The organism is Acidobacteriota bacterium (genome assembly GCA_040752675.1).
Classification (GTDB): Bacteria; Acidobacteriota; Polarisedimenticolia; order JBFMGF01; family JBFMGF01; genus JBFMGF01.
Map to the genome: position 1 here is coordinate 16,696 of JBFMGF010000084.1, position 12,502 is coordinate 29,197.

Annotated in this window: 27 protein-coding genes; all 27 read right to left on the reverse strand. The window is 50.7% G+C overall.

Going from position 1 to position 12,502, the window contains the following annotated elements:
- Positions 1-13 precede the first annotated feature (13 nt).
- The gene (rpmJ, locus tag AB1756_07850) at positions 14-127 is read right to left on the reverse strand and encodes a 50S ribosomal protein L36 (protein ID MEW5807239.1); all 114 of its coding nucleotides are present in this window, start codon (positions 125-127) and stop codon (positions 14-16) included.
- A gap of 63 nt (positions 128-190) precedes the next feature.
- Entirely contained in the window at positions 191-409 is a 219-nt protein-coding gene (infA, locus tag AB1756_07855) for a translation initiation factor IF-1 (GenBank protein ID MEW5807240.1), read from the reverse strand.
- A 5-nt stretch (positions 410-414) separates the two neighbouring features.
- Positions 415-1,164 carry a type I methionyl aminopeptidase gene (map, locus tag AB1756_07860; protein ID MEW5807241.1) on the reverse strand — a complete coding sequence of 250 codons (750 nt, stop codon included), beginning with the start codon at positions 1,162-1,164 and terminating at the stop codon, positions 415-417.
- A complete protein-coding gene (locus AB1756_07865) occupies positions 1,161-1,820 on the reverse strand; it encodes an adenylate kinase (GenBank protein ID MEW5807242.1) in 660 nt (219 codons plus the stop codon). The genes map and AB1756_07865 overlap by 4 nt, the downstream gene beginning before the upstream one ends.
- Positions 1,821-1,827: 7 nt before the next feature.
- Positions 1,828-3,225, reverse strand: a complete 1,398-nt coding sequence (gene secY, locus AB1756_07870) for a preprotein translocase subunit SecY (protein MEW5807243.1) — start codon at positions 3,223-3,225, stop codon at positions 1,828-1,830.
- On the reverse strand, positions 3,225-3,668 hold the full coding sequence (gene rplO / locus AB1756_07875) for a 50S ribosomal protein L15 (protein MEW5807244.1): 444 nt from the start codon (positions 3,666-3,668) through the stop codon (positions 3,225-3,227). Before rplO ends, secY begins: the two co-directional genes overlap by 1 nt.
- A gap of 4 nt (positions 3,669-3,672) precedes the next feature.
- Entirely contained in the window at positions 3,673-3,870 is a 198-nt protein-coding gene (rpmD, locus tag AB1756_07880; GenBank protein ID MEW5807245.1) for a 50S ribosomal protein L30, read from the reverse strand.
- 10 nt (positions 3,871-3,880) lie between these two features.
- Positions 3,881-4,372, reverse strand: coding sequence for a 30S ribosomal protein S5 (gene rpsE, locus AB1756_07885; GenBank protein MEW5807246.1), 492 nt, complete (start codon positions 4,370-4,372; stop codon positions 3,881-3,883).
- 11 nt (positions 4,373-4,383) lie between these two features.
- Entirely contained in the window at positions 4,384-4,752 is a 369-nt protein-coding gene (gene rplR / locus AB1756_07890) for a 50S ribosomal protein L18 (protein MEW5807247.1), read from the reverse strand.
- Between the two features lie 17 nt (positions 4,753-4,769).
- Positions 4,770-5,306 (reverse strand): 50S ribosomal protein L6, encoded by a 537-nt coding sequence (gene rplF / locus AB1756_07895; GenBank protein MEW5807248.1) that lies wholly within the window; start codon positions 5,304-5,306, stop codon positions 4,770-4,772.
- A 22-nt stretch (positions 5,307-5,328) separates the two neighbouring features.
- The gene (gene rpsH, locus AB1756_07900) at positions 5,329-5,727 is read right to left on the reverse strand and encodes a 30S ribosomal protein S8 (GenBank protein MEW5807249.1); all 399 of its coding nucleotides are present in this window, start codon (positions 5,725-5,727) and stop codon (positions 5,329-5,331) included.
- Between the two features lie 31 nt (positions 5,728-5,758).
- Entirely contained in the window at positions 5,759-5,944 is a 186-nt protein-coding gene (locus tag AB1756_07905) for a type Z 30S ribosomal protein S14 (protein ID MEW5807250.1), read from the reverse strand.
- A gap of 20 nt (positions 5,945-5,964) precedes the next feature.
- Complete coding sequence (gene rplE / locus AB1756_07910; protein MEW5807251.1) at positions 5,965-6,507, reverse strand: 50S ribosomal protein L5; 543 nt, start codon at positions 6,505-6,507, stop codon at positions 5,965-5,967.
- Between the two features lie 2 nt (positions 6,508-6,509).
- A complete protein-coding gene (gene rplX / locus AB1756_07915) occupies positions 6,510-6,833 on the reverse strand; it encodes a 50S ribosomal protein L24 (protein ID MEW5807252.1) in 324 nt (107 codons plus the stop codon).
- Positions 6,834-6,843: 10 nt separating this feature from the next.
- Complete coding sequence (gene rplN / locus AB1756_07920) at positions 6,844-7,212, reverse strand: 50S ribosomal protein L14 (GenBank protein ID MEW5807253.1); 369 nt, start codon at positions 7,210-7,212, stop codon at positions 6,844-6,846.
- A 23-nt stretch (positions 7,213-7,235) separates the two neighbouring features.
- Positions 7,236-7,562 (reverse strand): 30S ribosomal protein S17, encoded by a 327-nt coding sequence (rpsQ, locus tag AB1756_07925; protein ID MEW5807254.1) that lies wholly within the window; start codon positions 7,560-7,562, stop codon positions 7,236-7,238.
- Positions 7,563-7,573: 11 nt separating this feature from the next.
- The gene (gene rpmC / locus AB1756_07930) at positions 7,574-7,795 is read right to left on the reverse strand and encodes a 50S ribosomal protein L29 (protein ID MEW5807255.1); all 222 of its coding nucleotides are present in this window, start codon (positions 7,793-7,795) and stop codon (positions 7,574-7,576) included.
- 18 nt (positions 7,796-7,813) lie between these two features.
- Entirely contained in the window at positions 7,814-8,224 is a 411-nt protein-coding gene (gene rplP, locus AB1756_07935; GenBank protein ID MEW5807256.1) for a 50S ribosomal protein L16, read from the reverse strand.
- A gap of 21 nt (positions 8,225-8,245) precedes the next feature.
- Positions 8,246-8,896: a 30S ribosomal protein S3 gene (rpsC, locus tag AB1756_07940; protein ID MEW5807257.1), complete on the reverse strand. Its 651-nt coding sequence runs from the start codon at positions 8,894-8,896 to the stop codon at positions 8,246-8,248.
- Between the two features lie 27 nt (positions 8,897-8,923).
- Positions 8,924-9,268 (reverse strand): 50S ribosomal protein L22, encoded by a 345-nt coding sequence (gene rplV, locus AB1756_07945; GenBank protein ID MEW5807258.1) that lies wholly within the window; start codon positions 9,266-9,268, stop codon positions 8,924-8,926.
- A 12-nt stretch (positions 9,269-9,280) separates the two neighbouring features.
- Positions 9,281-9,568, reverse strand: a complete 288-nt coding sequence (gene rpsS, locus AB1756_07950) for a 30S ribosomal protein S19 (GenBank protein ID MEW5807259.1) — start codon at positions 9,566-9,568, stop codon at positions 9,281-9,283.
- A 9-nt stretch (positions 9,569-9,577) separates the two neighbouring features.
- A complete protein-coding gene (rplB, locus tag AB1756_07955; GenBank protein ID MEW5807260.1) occupies positions 9,578-10,399 on the reverse strand; it encodes a 50S ribosomal protein L2 in 822 nt (273 codons plus the stop codon).
- 5 nt (positions 10,400-10,404) lie between these two features.
- Positions 10,405-10,698, reverse strand: coding sequence for a 50S ribosomal protein L23 (gene rplW / locus AB1756_07960; GenBank protein MEW5807261.1), 294 nt, complete (start codon positions 10,696-10,698; stop codon positions 10,405-10,407).
- Positions 10,695-11,324 carry a 50S ribosomal protein L4 gene (gene rplD / locus AB1756_07965; GenBank protein ID MEW5807262.1) on the reverse strand — a complete coding sequence of 210 codons (630 nt, stop codon included), beginning with the start codon at positions 11,322-11,324 and terminating at the stop codon, positions 10,695-10,697. The genes rplW and rplD overlap by 4 nt, the downstream gene beginning before the upstream one ends.
- Before the next feature lie 12 nt (positions 11,325-11,336).
- Positions 11,337-11,981: a 50S ribosomal protein L3 gene (gene rplC / locus AB1756_07970; GenBank protein ID MEW5807263.1), complete on the reverse strand. Its 645-nt coding sequence runs from the start codon at positions 11,979-11,981 to the stop codon at positions 11,337-11,339.
- 63 nt (positions 11,982-12,044) lie between these two features.
- On the reverse strand, positions 12,045-12,362 hold the full coding sequence (gene rpsJ, locus AB1756_07975) for a 30S ribosomal protein S10 (GenBank protein MEW5807264.1): 318 nt from the start codon (positions 12,360-12,362) through the stop codon (positions 12,045-12,047).
- Between the two features lie 13 nt (positions 12,363-12,375).
- On the reverse strand, positions 12,376-12,502 hold a 127-nt coding region (tuf, locus tag AB1756_07980), incomplete at its 5' end, for an elongation factor Tu (protein ID MEW5807265.1).

A 12,502-nucleotide genomic window follows, 5' to 3' on the forward strand; every position in this document is an offset into this window, starting at 1 on the left:
TCCTCCTTAAATCTTACCCCTGTTTCTGCTTATGCTTCGGGTTCGTACAGATGACCCGGAGCACTCCTTGCCTTTTGACGAGTTTACATTTCGGACAGATTTTTCGAACGGATGCTCTTACCTTCATCATTATCCTCTTGAAAGACACGGTGATTTAATTGTTGAGCATTTCTATCATTCAAATAATCCTTTATTTAAAGCGGTAGACAATCCTTCCCCGGTTCAAGTCGTATGGTGAGAGCTCGACAAGCACCCTGTCTCCCGGAAGTATCCTGATAAAATTCTTTCTCATCTTTCCCGAAATATGCGCCAGCACCTGATGCTTGTTATCGAGTTCCACCCTGAACATAGCATTGGGGAGAGGCTCCTTAACAACCGCTTCAACCTGTATGGCCTCTTCCTTCGGCATTGAATTTATTCCTCACCTAAGATCCAGGGTCGACCATTCTTGATGCCGACCGATAGTTCAAAGTGCGCGGAAAGCTCGCCATCTTTTGTGACGGCTGTCCATCCATCGTTCTCAATGAGGACTTCATCTGTACCAGCATTGATCATCGGTTCTATGGCGAGAACCATGCCATTAGAGATCTCCGGTCCCCTACCCGGCTCACCATAGTTGGGTATCTGCGGATCCTCATGAAGGGCACTTCCGATCCCGTGGCCAACAAACTCCTTTACTACAGAAAATCCGCGCGCCTGAGCATAGCATTGGATAGCATGCGAAATATCTGAAATCCTCTCCCCGCTTTTCGCATGCTCGATCCCCGTCATGAGAGCTCCCTTCGTGACCTCGATGAGCTTTTTCGCCGTCTCTGAAATACGGCCGACGGGATAGGTGATAGCAGCATCTCCGTAAAATCCATCCATCAGAATGCCAAAGTCAAGGCTAATTATATCGCCTTCCTTTAACGAGCATCGTTCAGAGGGTATCCCATGAACGATCTGGTTGTTCACCGAAGTGCAGATTGATGCAGGAAAGCCCCTGTAGCCTTTGAATGCAGCTACGGCACCTTCCTGTCTGGCCCTCTCCTCCGCATATCTATCGATCTCTTTCGTCGTCAGACCAGGCCGGATCATTTCTCCAAGCTCCCTCAGGATTTTCCGCACGATTTTGTTGCAGCGGTCCATGATAATCAGTTCCGCAGGTGATTTGCATATGATCATGCTCTGAACTCCTGCAGACGGGCAAGAATCCTCCGCTGCACTTCCTCAGAGTTTCCGCTCCCATCGATCCTGACCAAAATACCTCTGCTGTCATAGATATCCACGATGGGCAACGTCTCTTTCCTGTAAACGAGGAGCCTTTCCCGGATAACCGCTTCGGAATCATCCTTCCTCTGAATGAGGCTGCCCTCACATCGATCGCAGATTCCATCGATACGGGGAGGCTTGCTTGTCAGATGATAGAGGGTCCCGCAGCCGGAACACACTCGCCTTCCCGACAGTCTTCTGACGATCTCCTCCTCGTCCAGTTCGATGAGGAATGCGGCATCAATCGTCGCATGGACTTTCTGAAGGATGGCATCCAGGATCTCAACCTGGCGCTCCGTTCTCGGGAATCCATCCAGCAGGAACCTTTCCCTGACATCATCTTCCCTCATTTTTTCCTCAATGATCTCTCCCACCAGCTCATCAGGAATGAGTGTTCCAGCATCCATGTACCTTCTCGCCTTGAGTCCCACTGGAGTCCGGTTCCTGACCGCTTCCCTGAGGATATCCCCCATAGAAATATGACAAAGATCAAATCTTTTTTTTATAAATTCAGCCTGCGTCCCCTTCCCGACACCCGGTGGACCCAATAATATGAGCCTGAAGCCCATAAGAGTCTTACCACCTTCTCCCTTTGATCCTGGCTCCCTTAAGGAACCCCTCGTAGTGACGCATGATGAGCTGCGATTCGATCTGCTGGACCGTATCCATGGCCACACCGACGACGATGAGCAGCGAAGTTCCCCCGAAGTAGAACTTTACGCCGAGCCCCTGGGAAACAAACGTAGGCAGGATGCTGTCGAGGAACGTTCCGATGTAGGGAAGCGTCTGGACCTTGAACCCGCTGATCAGGAACATGGGCAAGAGGGATATCAAGCCGAGATAGATGGCTCCACCAAAAGTGATCCTGGTCAGAATCCTGTCGATGTGCTCAGCCGTGAACCGTCCGGGTCTTATTCCCGGAATGAAGCCGCCGTATTTTTTCATGTTATCAGCCGTATCAACCGGGTTGAAGATGATTGACGTGTAGAAGAAACAGAAGAAGATTATGAGCAGGAAATACAGGAGAGCATACAGGGGCGCGCTGTAATCTAGCTGCCGCATCATGCTATTGACCCAGGAGACATCCCTGAGAAAGGGGAGCTGAGTTATGGTCGGAGGAATGGCAAGTATAGAAGAAGCAAAGATGACAGGGATGACCCCTCCGGTATTGACTCTCAATGGGAGATGCGTCGATTGTCCGCCATATACTCTTCTTCCCACTATTCTTTTGGCATACTGTATCGGGATTCTCCTCTGTGCTCTCTCCACGAAGACGATCCCGGCGACGACGGCAACCATCAGCACAACAAGTATCAGGACTGTGATCGGACTCAGGTTTCTCGTGGAAACATCCTGGAAAGTGTTCACGGTGGCATTGGGAAGTCCGACGATGATACCGGCAAATATGATGAGCGATATTCCGTTCCCGATCCCGCGTTCTGAGATCTGCTCACCGAGCCACATGATGAAGGCTGTTCCCGTCGTGAGAGTGAGGACTGTCATGAACCTGAATCCCCAACCGGGATGAGGCACGACGTTTCCAAACCCCTCTCCAGTCCCACGGAGCGATTCGAGCCAGATTGCAATCCCGAGGGACTGGATGACGGAGAGAAGAACCGTTCCGTATCGCGTGTACTGTGTGATCTTCTTCCTTCCAACGTCACCCTCCTTGGATAATCTCTCAAGGTATGGCCAGATGACAGTCAGAAGCTGCAGGATGATGGATGCAGAGATATAGGGCATGATGCCGAGAGCAAAGATTGTAAATTTCCTTAAGTTTCCTCCTGAGAAGAGATCGACAAATCCAAGGATCCCTCCGGCCTGCTGTTCAAAGAAAGTGAAAAGCGCCGTGTTGTCGATTCCTGGAGTCGGAATGTGGCCTCCGACTCTGTAAACGGCAAGCAGGGCTAAAGTGTAAAAGATCCTTTTTCTAAGATCGGGTATGCTCAGGATATTCTTGATACTTTCAAGCATCAGGATAGCACCTCTGCCTTTCCACCACTTTCTGCAATTTTCTTCAAAGCAGAATTGCTGAATTTATGAGCGCTGATGGACAGATCTTTCTGCAGATCCCCCTTTCCTAGGATTTTCAGACCGTCCTTCAGATTCTTTACAATCCCCTTCTCAAGGAGCTTCAACGGGGTCACCTCGTCCCCGCTCCTGAAGATGTTCAACTGCTCCAGATTCACGATGGCATACTTCTTCTTGAATATGTTAGTGAACCCTCTTTTGGGAACCCTTCGATGCAACGGCATCTGGCCCCCCTCGAAGCCTCTCCTCCTGGAATAACCCGATCGTGACTTCTGCCCTTTGCTTCCCTTACCTGCCGTCTTTCCAAGCCCGGATCCAGGGCCTCTGCCCACGCGTTTCCTGCCCTTTCTTGAGCCTGGTGCCGGTCTGAGATTGTTCAAGCTAATCATGTCATTCCTCAACGATCTTAACCAGATGCGGTATGCTGCGGACCATCCCCCGAACAGCTACATTGTCGGGAAGTTCGACAACTCTGTGCATCTTCCCGAGCTTCAGTGACTTCAGCGTGGCTTTCTGCCTCTTCGTGGTTCCGATCCCACTTCTGATTTGTTTTATCTTGACAGTCTTCTCGTTCCTTGCTTCCCTCATCGGCCTTCCCTTAAATCTCTTCTCTTGATTTTCCTCTTCGCTGAGCTATCTCTTCCGGACCCCTCAGTTGAAGGAGACCGTCGATAGTCGCTTTTGCCACATTATGGGGGTTATTGGTCCCGATGCACTTGGTCAGGATGTCCTGTATGCCGGAAGCCTCTACAATCGCACGGACAGCCCCCCCAGCAATGACTCCTGTCCCAGGCGATGCCGGTTTCAGGAGAACAGTCGCAGCCCCGAACCGACCCAGGACTTCATGAGGGATCGTCGTTCCCATCATCGGGACGGATATCTTATTCTTCTTGGCTTTTTCTGCCGCCTTGGAGATCGCCTGCGGAACCTCTCTCGCCTTTCCGACTCCGTATCCCACGGTCCCTCTCCCATCGCCGACCACGACGAGAGCACTGAAGCTGAAGTTCTTACCTCCTTTGACGACCTTTGTTACACGATTAATATGGACGACCTGTTCGGTCGTTTCGGCAATGACTTCATCCTGTTCCATATCTCCTCTCATCAGAATTTCAACCCGCTGTTCCTTGCAGATTCTGCAAGCGCCTTTACCCTTCCGTGGTACAGGTAGCCCCCACGATCGAACACCACGGAGATCATGTCTTTCTCTTTCAACCTCCGGGCAATGATTTCCCCGACGATCCTGGCGGCTTCCAGATTGCCTCCCGACTTTATTCGGAGCCGGCACTCTTTATCGAGGGTGGAGGCGCTCGTAATGGTCCTTCCCCTGGTGTCATCCACAACCTGAACGTATATATGTTTAAGGCTCTTGAAGACGACTAGCCGGGGCCTTTCAGCAGTCCCAACGACTTTCTTCTTGATCCTGAATTTTATGATCCTTCGTTTTCTTTCCTTATCGACTTGTTTCTCCATCGTATCACCTTAACGCATCAAGCTCCCGTCTTCCCCACTTTTTTTCTAAGCAACTCTCCAGCATATTTGATCCCTTTATGCTTGTAAACATCGGGAATCTTCAATTCCTTGATGATCCTTGCGAATTGGCCGACTCTCTGTTTGTCGTATCCTGTCACCGTTATCTTCGTCTGCTTGTCGATCTTCACATCCAGCCCTTCTGGAATAGCAAGATCGATCTGGTGAGTGTGCCCCAGATTGAAGGAAACCACTCTTCCCTGGACCTGTGCTTTATATCCTATCCCTTCGATCTCCAGTTCCTTCTTGAAACCCTCCGTTAGACCCTTCACCGCATTGTTCAGGAGTGCTCTCATCAGACCATGGAGGGCTTTTTGCGATCCAGTATCACTGGAGCGTGTTACGATAATCCTGGAATCATCGATTCGGATACCAATCCCATCCGGAATCTTGTATGTGAGTTTTCCCTTCCCTCCTTCCACATGGACGAGTCCCTCTTTCGTTCTCACCTTGATGCCGACAGGAATATCTATCGGTCTCTTTCCTATTCTGGACATGTTACAAACTCCTCCCGAACGATTACCATACGTTGCAGAGGATCTCTCCCCCATACCCTTTGGCTCTGGATTGTTTGCCTGTCATCAACCCCCTGGATGTCGAAACGATGGTGATGCCGTAACCGCCTAAGACCCTGGGGACATCATCCTTTCCGAAGTAGACTCTTCTTCCAGGACGGCTGATCCTCTCGATGCCTGATATGACCGGCTTCCCATCGGAGAAGTACTTCAGGAAGACTTCGATGAGTCCCTGTTTCCCATCATCCACGATCTTAAAATTCTCAATATACCCCTCTTCCTTCAGGATCTTGACGATTTCGATCTTCATCTTCGATGAAGGAATGACAACCTTCTCATGCCTCGCTTTGAGACCGTTTCTGATCCTCGTTAAAAGGTCTGCTATAGGATCTGTCATTGTCATGTTGCTTCACCTTCTAAAGATTTAACACAATCTACCAGCTCGATTTGATAACTCCCGGAAGGGCACCTTCCAGGGCGAGCTTCCGAAAACAAATCCTGCAGATCTGGAATTTTCTAAGATAACCGCGCGGGCGGCCGCAGATCTTACAGCGATTGTACTTTCTCACCTTGAATTTCGGCTTCTTCTGCTGCTTTGCTATCATTGCTGTTGTGGCCAACGGATACCTCCTAATTCCCCTTACGCTTTCCTGAACGGCATGCCGAGTTGCTGGAGAAGTGCTTTGGCCTCTTCATCGGTCTTTGCCGTCGTCACTATTGAGACGTTCATCCCCTTCGCCTTGGAGACCTTGCCGTAGCTGATTTCGGGAAAGATGAGCTGATCTTTCAATCCCAACGTGTAGTTCCCCCTTCCGTCGAAGGCCTTCGTGGATGTCCCCCTGAAGTCCCTGACCCTGGGGAGGGCGAGATTGACGAGCCTGTCAAAGAACTCGTACATCCTGTCGCCGCGCAGCGTCACCATGCAGGCGATGGGCATTCCTACCCTCAACTTGAAATTAGCAATCGATTTCCTGGCCCTCTTCAGGCATGGCTTCTGGCCGACGATGAGCGCCACCTCTTCCATTGCTCCGTCCAGCACCTTAATGTCCTGGATGGCCTCTCCGACGCCCATGTTAATGACGATCTTCGAGAGATGCGGCACGGCCATGACGTTCGTGTAGCCGAACTGCTTCTTAAGGGCCGGTACTACTTCCTTAAAATATAATTCCTTCAATCTTGCCATAACTATTTACCAATCATTCCACCGCATTTGCGGCAAATCCTGATCTTCTTTCCGTCATCGAGAATGCGATGCCCTACCCGAACGACTTTTCCGCACTCCGAGCAGATGACCATAAGATTCGAAATATGGATCGGACCTTCTTTCTCGAGGATTCCGCCCTTGATGTTCCTGCTCGGGTTGGCCCTGGTGTGTCTCTTAAAGAAGTTGATCCCTTCCACAATGGCCGTTCTTTCTTTCGGGAAGACTTTGAGAACCTTTCCCTGCTTCCCCCTTTCTTTTCCTGCTATGACCTTCACCGTATCGTTCTTTCTTATCTTGAGTATCATTCTGAATCCCTCATAAAACTTCGGGCGCAAGGGAGACAATTTTCATGAACTTTCGCTCTCTCAATTCTCTTGCCACCGGTCCGAAGACTCTCGTTCCGACGGGTTCCAGCGCCTCGTTGATGAGAACAGCCGCATTGCCGTCAAATCGGATATATGTGCCGTCTTTCCTTCTGTGCTCTTTGTTCGTCCTGACGATGACGGCTTTCACGACGGCTCCCTTCTTAATTGTCCCGTCTGGAGTCGCCTCTTGAACTGAAGCCGTGATCACATCGCCCAGATGTCCGTACTGGCCGGATGAACCTCCGAGGACTCCTATACATCTAATCTTCCTGGCACCTGAATTATCGGCAACATCAAGAATGGTTCGCATCTGAATCATAGGTTACTCCGCTCGCATAATGATCATCCTTGCTGTGGTTCCTGAACGTCTTCGGTCAACTCATCCTTCAACGGGCCAGCTTCGACGACCGTACCCCTCTCTAGGACCCTTCGGACTCTCCACCTCTTTTTACGGCTCAGAGGTCGGCTTTCAACGATCTCCACCTTATCGCCCATCTTGCATTCGTTCCGTTCATCGTGAGCCATGAGTTTGGCTCGCTTTCTGATATATTTCTGGTAAAGATGGTGCTTGGTCAGCCTGTCAACCTGCACGATGACACTCTTATCCATCTTATCGCCAACGACGATGCCGATCTTAACGGCAGCTCTTCCTCTCTTGTGTCCTATCATGTTCAAACCCTTTATTCCTTCTTCTCTTCATGTAGAGCCAGCTCCCTTTCCCGCAGCAATGTCTTGACCTTTGCGACTTCTTTTCTGACCACTCTTATCTTCTGAGGTTTCTCGATCTGCCCCGTGGCCAGTTGAAAGCGGAGCTTGAAGAGCTGATTGGTTAGTTCCTTCTCTTCCTTTTTCAACTCATCCGTTGTCATCTCTCTTAGTTTTGCCGCTTTCCTTAATGGCATGTCATGACTCCTGAATCTTTAAACATGTCTTTTCGCAAATCTTGTCCTGATGGGAAGTTTGTTGGCGGCAAGCCGCAGTGCTTCCCTCGCCGTGCCTTCGTCTATCCCTTCCATCTCGAAGAGGATCTTCCCCGGTTTCACCACGGCCACCCATCCTTCCGGCGCTCCTTTTCCCTTGCCCATCCTGGTCTCCGCAGGTTTTTTGGTGATAGGCTTATCGGGGAAGATTCTTACCCAGATCTTTCCCCCTCTCCTGACGAACCTGGTCATGGCGATACGGCTTGCCTCGATCTGGCGGCTCATTATCCATCCGGCTTCGAGAGCCTTCAAACCATAGTCCCCGAAATTCAGAGAACTTCCCCTGAAGGCTTTCCCTCTTCTTCTTCCTCTCTGCTGCTTTCTGTACTTTACCTTGCTTGGCATCAACATGTTTCCATCACTCCTGAAGATCTAGGCAACCTTCCAACCCACTGTTTTTTCGCCATGCTCCCCCTTGTAGATCCAGACCTTAATTCCTATCTGGCCGTAGGTCGTTCTGCCCTCGGCAAACCCGTAATCGATATCGGCTTTCAACGTCTGAAGCGGAAGCCTTCCCTCAAGATACCATTCAGAGCGAGCTATCTCGGCTCCTGCCAGTCTTCCCGAGCATCGAATCTTGATTCCTTTTGCTCCGAATCGCATTGCTGATTCCACGGCTTTCTTCATGGCCCTCCGGAAAGAGACTCTTTTTTCCAGCTGGACAGCAACACCTTCTGCTACAAGCTGCGCATCTATCTCTGGCTTGTCTATCTCGATGATGCTAATGTAGGCCTCCTTGCCGGTCTTCTTCTGGACCTCTTCCTTTAACCGGTCCACCTCGCTACCCTTCCTTCCGATTATGATCCCCGGCCGCGATGTATGGATGTTGATCCGCAGTTTATTCTCGGCTCTCTCGATCCCAACGGTAGCAACGCCGGCATGCGCAAGCCTTTCCTTCAGGATCCTTCTGAGAGCTAAGTCCTCATGGAGGAAGCTCGCGTATTTCTTTTCATGATACCACTTGGAGTACCATGTCTTGTTAAACCCGAGTCTGAAGCCAAAAGGATGAGTTTTCTGACCCAAATAGACCTCCTTTGATACAAGAACGAATTATCTCTTCTCATCCAGATGCAGGGTCACGTGGCACGACCTCTTCAGGATCCTGAAGGTTCTCCCCATGGCCCTGTGCCTGATCCTCTTTTCCATCGGTCCAGCATTGACAAAGGCTCTGCTAATGTAAAGGGAATCGACATCGACTTTTCTCTCTCCCTGCTTGGCGTTGGCAATGGCCGACTTGAGAACTTTCTCCACATCCTTCGCCACATGTTTTCGTGTGAACCTCAGGATTGACATCGCCTCATTTGCGGTCTTCCCTCTGATCTGATTGACGACCAGCCTCGTCTTCTGCGCCGACGTCTTCAAATATCTTAATGTTGCTTTCGATACCGGATTCATGTTCCTCGACCCTTACGGTTTAGCCGTCACTGTCTTATCCCCTTTGGTACCATGCCCGCGGAAGGTCCTCGTCGGCGCGAACTCTCCCAGTTTATGTCCTACCATGTTCTCGGTAATGTAAACTGGAATGAACTTCTTGCCGTTATGTACCGCAATCGTATGACCGGCCATCTCCGGGATGATTGTCGACCTCCTGGACCAGGTTTTAATGACCTTCTTATCCATCGCCCTGTTCATCTCATCGATCATCTTCCTCAGTGATGCCTCCACGAAGGGACCTTTACTAACGGACCTGCTCATGTTTTCCTCTTATTTCCTTCTCCTGATGATGTATCTATCGGTTCTCTTGTTCTTCCTCGTCTTGAACCCCTTGGTGGGAACGCCCCATGGAGTCGTCGGATGCCGTCCACCGGAAGACTTTCCTTCTCCACCACCCATGGGGTGGTCAACTGGGTTCATGGCCACTCCTCTCACCACCGGTCTCCATCCCTTCCATCTGCTCCTTCCCGCCTTGCCGATCGAGATGTTTTCATGTTCCAGATTGCCGACCTGCCCGACTGTGGCATGGCACTCAAGGTGAATTTTCCTCACCTCGCCCGAGGGGAGTCTTATCTGCGCATAGTCGCCCTCCTTGGCGATTATCTGCGCAGCGGTCCCGGCGCTTCTCACGATCTGTCCTCCACAGCCAATCTTCAATTCGATGTTGTGGATGTTAGTTCCGAGGGGGATGTTTTTCAGCGGAAGGCAGTTACCGGGGAGAATATCCGCTGAATCCGAGGCCAGTACCGTCTGGCCGACCTGGAGCCCGTCTGGCGCGAGGATGTAACGCCTCTCTCCATCCCTGTAACTCAGAAGGCAGATATTGGCACTTCTGTTTGGATCGTACTCAATCGTCTCTACCTTTGCGGGGATGTTCACCTTGTCCCGCTTGAAGTCGATTATGCGGTATTTTCTTTTATGTCCACCGCCGCGATGCCATATTGTGGTCTCTCCATCGGCATCTCTACCGCCGGATTTTCTCAATCCTACGACGAGAGGTTTGTATGGCTTCCTGGCAGTGATCTCATTTTTGTCCAGTACTGATTGAAATCTCCTCCCAGGCGAGGTCGGCCTGAAAACTTTTATGCCCATATGCTTTATGTCCCTTCAAAGAACTCTATAGTCTTTTCGCCAGCCTTCAGCTTGACATAGGCTTTCTTCCAGTCCCTTCTTCTCCCGATGCTTCGACCCATCCTCTTGACCTTGCCGACGACATTGGAGATCCTGACAGATTCCACCTTTACATTGAACAGCTGCTCGACGGCCCTCTTGACATCGTTCTTGTTCGCATAGCGAGCCACCTCGAAACAGTACTGTCCCCTTTCCTCCTTGAGGATTGTCGATTTCTCTGTGATCAATGGCTTCAGAATGATCTGATGGTCCTCTCTCATCTGGCCAGCACCTCATTTACTTGTTGCAGAGCCTTCTCGGAAAGGACCAGCCATTCATGGCGTAGAAGATCATACGGATTGATGGCAAGCGCCCGGATCAGCGTGAGTTTGACGTTGTTTCTGGAAGCCAGTTCCAGATGCCTGTTATCCCCTTCATAGACGATGAGCGCTCTGCTCTTTATTCCGAGTGTCTTCTCGAACAGCCTAGCCAGGTCCTTCGTCTTTCTGGATGCAAGCGTGATGTCGTCGATGACTATGATCTTACCCTCCTTCAACTTTGCTGAGAGGATCGATCTCAGAGCATTCTTTCTCATCTTCCCGGGGAAGTGATAACTGTAATCTCTAGGTGTCGGCCCGAAGATCGTTCCCCCACCCCTCCAGAGTGGAGACCTGATGGATCCTACTCTCGCGCGTCCCGTATGTTTTTGTCTCCAGGGTTTTCTCCCACCGCCGCTGATCTCGACCCTGTTCTTTGTGCTTGCCGTTCCGCTCCTGCCGCTTGCGAGATAGTGATTGACTGCTTCATATATGAGATGCTCCCTAAGCGGATAGGCAAAGACCTTATCGGGAAGCTGGATATCCCTGAGCTTGTCGTTGTTAAGATTTCTTACAGCAATCTCAGCCATGTGTCATCCCTGCTAATTTTTTCCCTTTTTCAAGCCTTTCGCCTTCCTGATGATGACCGTCGAACCTGTTGGACCGGGAACGGCACCTTTCACCACCAGGAGATTCTTCTCTTCATCTACTTGCATAACCCTGAGGTTTCTCACAGTCACCCTCCTGTTCCCTTCCCGTCCCCCCATCCTCATTCCCTTGAAGACTCTTGAAGGGAAAGAAGAAGAGCCAATGGACCCGGGAGCCCTGTGGAACATGGAGCCATGCGTCGCTGCTCCTCCTCTGAATCCGTGTCTCCTGATAACACCTGTGAACCCCAATCCTTTGCTCGTTCCAGTGACGTCGACCTTCTCAACATCCTTGAAGAGCGACACGAGAACCTTGTCTCCAGGATTGACTGTCGCCCCTCCTTCCAATCTGAACTCCCGCAGAATTCTGGCTGGAGGGACGTTGGCCTTCTTGAAATGCCCTTCCAAGGGTTTGTTGACCTTCTTCTTCCGCGTCTCCACCAGACCTATCTGAACGACGTCGTACCCATCGTTCTCTTTCGTCTTTCTCTGGACAACCACGCAAGGACCAGCCTGCATGACCGTCACGGGAACGACGACACCGTCCTCCTGAAAGATCTGGGTCATGGCAATCTTTTTTCCGATCATCCCTTCAATCATGGCGTATCAGCACCTTCATTTTTTAACGAACCGTTATCCGGGTAACACCTGATAGATTTTCTATCACTGGCTGAAAGCCTTGATCTCGACATCGACTCCCGCGGGGAGATCGAGCTTCATCAGAGCATCCACGGTTTCGGGAGTGGGCTCGATGATGTCGAGAAGCCTCTTGTGTGTCCGGATCTCAAACTGCTCCCTCGACTTCTTATCGACATGAGGCGACCGCAGGACGCAAAACTTATTCTTCGCCGTTGGCAATGGTATAGGGCCAATCACCTTGGCGCCCGTCCGCCTCGCCGTATCGACAATTTCAGTCGTGGACTGGTCAAGTACCCTGTGATCGTATGCTTTCAGCCTTATTCTTATCTTTTCATTCAGCATAATTCAAACCTGATTATTCCAGAATCTCCGTGATGGTTCCTGCGCCTACAGTCCTGCCTCCTTCCCTGATTGCAAACCTCAAACCCTTATTCATGGCAATCGGCGTGATGAGTTCGATCTGAATGTTCACGTTGTCCCCT

Coding starts and splice junctions, on each gene's coding strand:
- rpsJ (MEW5807264.1), bottom strand. CDS start 12,362: ATGCTGAATGAAAAGATAAGAATAAGGCTGAAAGCATACGATCACAGG.
- AB1756_07865 (MEW5807242.1), bottom strand. CDS start 1,820: ATGGGCTTCAGGCTCATATTATTGGGTCCACCGGGTGTCGGGAAGGGG.
- rplW (MEW5807261.1), bottom strand. CDS start 10,698: ATGAGAGAGGACCATCAGATCATTCTGAAGCCATTGATCACAGAGAAA.
- rplX (MEW5807252.1), bottom strand. CDS start 6,833: ATGATACTCAAGATAAGAAAGAACGATACGGTGAAGGTCATAGCAGGA.
- rplB (MEW5807260.1), bottom strand. CDS start 10,399: ATGGGCATAAAAGTTTTCAGGCCGACCTCGCCTGGGAGGAGATTTCAA.
- rplC (MEW5807263.1), bottom strand. CDS start 11,981: ATGATTGAAGGGATGATCGGAAAAAAGATTGCCATGACCCAGATCTTT.
- rpmD (MEW5807245.1), bottom strand. CDS start 3,870: ATGAGGGAAGCAAGGAACGAGAAGACTGTCAAGATAAAACAAATCAGA.
- rplF (MEW5807248.1), bottom strand. CDS start 5,306: ATGTCCAGAATAGGAAAGAGACCGATAGATATTCCTGTCGGCATCAAG.
- rpmC (MEW5807255.1), bottom strand. CDS start 7,795: ATGCCATTAAGGAAAGCGGCAAAACTAAGAGAGATGACAACGGATGAG.
- rplN (MEW5807253.1), bottom strand. CDS start 7,212: ATGATTCAGATGCGAACCATTCTTGATGTTGCCGATAATTCAGGTGCC.
- rpsQ (MEW5807254.1), bottom strand. CDS start 7,562: ATGATAGGACACAAGAGAGGAAGAGCTGCCGTTAAGATCGGCATCGTC.
- map (MEW5807241.1), bottom strand. CDS start 1,164: ATGATCATATGCAAATCACCTGCGGAACTGATTATCATGGACCGCTGC.
- rplR (MEW5807247.1), bottom strand. CDS start 4,752: ATGGAGAAACAAGTCGATAAGGAAAGAAAACGAAGGATCATAAAATTC.
- rplV (MEW5807258.1), bottom strand. CDS start 9,268: ATGAATCCGGTATCGAAAGCAACATTAAGATATTTGAAGACGTCGGCG.
- rpsH (MEW5807249.1), bottom strand. CDS start 5,727: ATGACAATGACAGATCCTATAGCAGACCTTTTAACGAGGATCAGAAAC.
- rpmJ (MEW5807239.1), bottom strand. CDS start 127: ATGAAGGTAAGAGCATCCGTTCGAAAAATCTGTCCGAAATGTAAACTC.
- rplE (MEW5807251.1), bottom strand. CDS start 6,507: ATGGCAAGATTGAAGGAATTATATTTTAAGGAAGTAGTACCGGCCCTT.
- rplP (MEW5807256.1), bottom strand. CDS start 8,224: ATGTTGATGCCAAGCAAGGTAAAGTACAGAAAGCAGCAGAGAGGAAGA.
- rpsS (MEW5807259.1), bottom strand. CDS start 9,568: ATGAGCAGGTCCGTTAGTAAAGGTCCCTTCGTGGAGGCATCACTGAGG.
- rpsE (MEW5807246.1), bottom strand. CDS start 4,372: ATGGAACAGGATGAAGTCATTGCCGAAACGACCGAACAGGTCGTCCAT.
- secY (MEW5807243.1), bottom strand. CDS start 3,225: ATGCTTGAAAGTATCAAGAATATCCTGAGCATACCCGATCTTAGAAAA.
- rplD (MEW5807262.1), bottom strand. CDS start 11,324: ATGGCTGAGATTGCTGTAAGAAATCTTAACAACGACAAGCTCAGGGAT.
- infA (MEW5807240.1), bottom strand. CDS start 409: ATGCCGAAGGAAGAGGCCATACAGGTTGAAGCGGTTGTTAAGGAGCCT.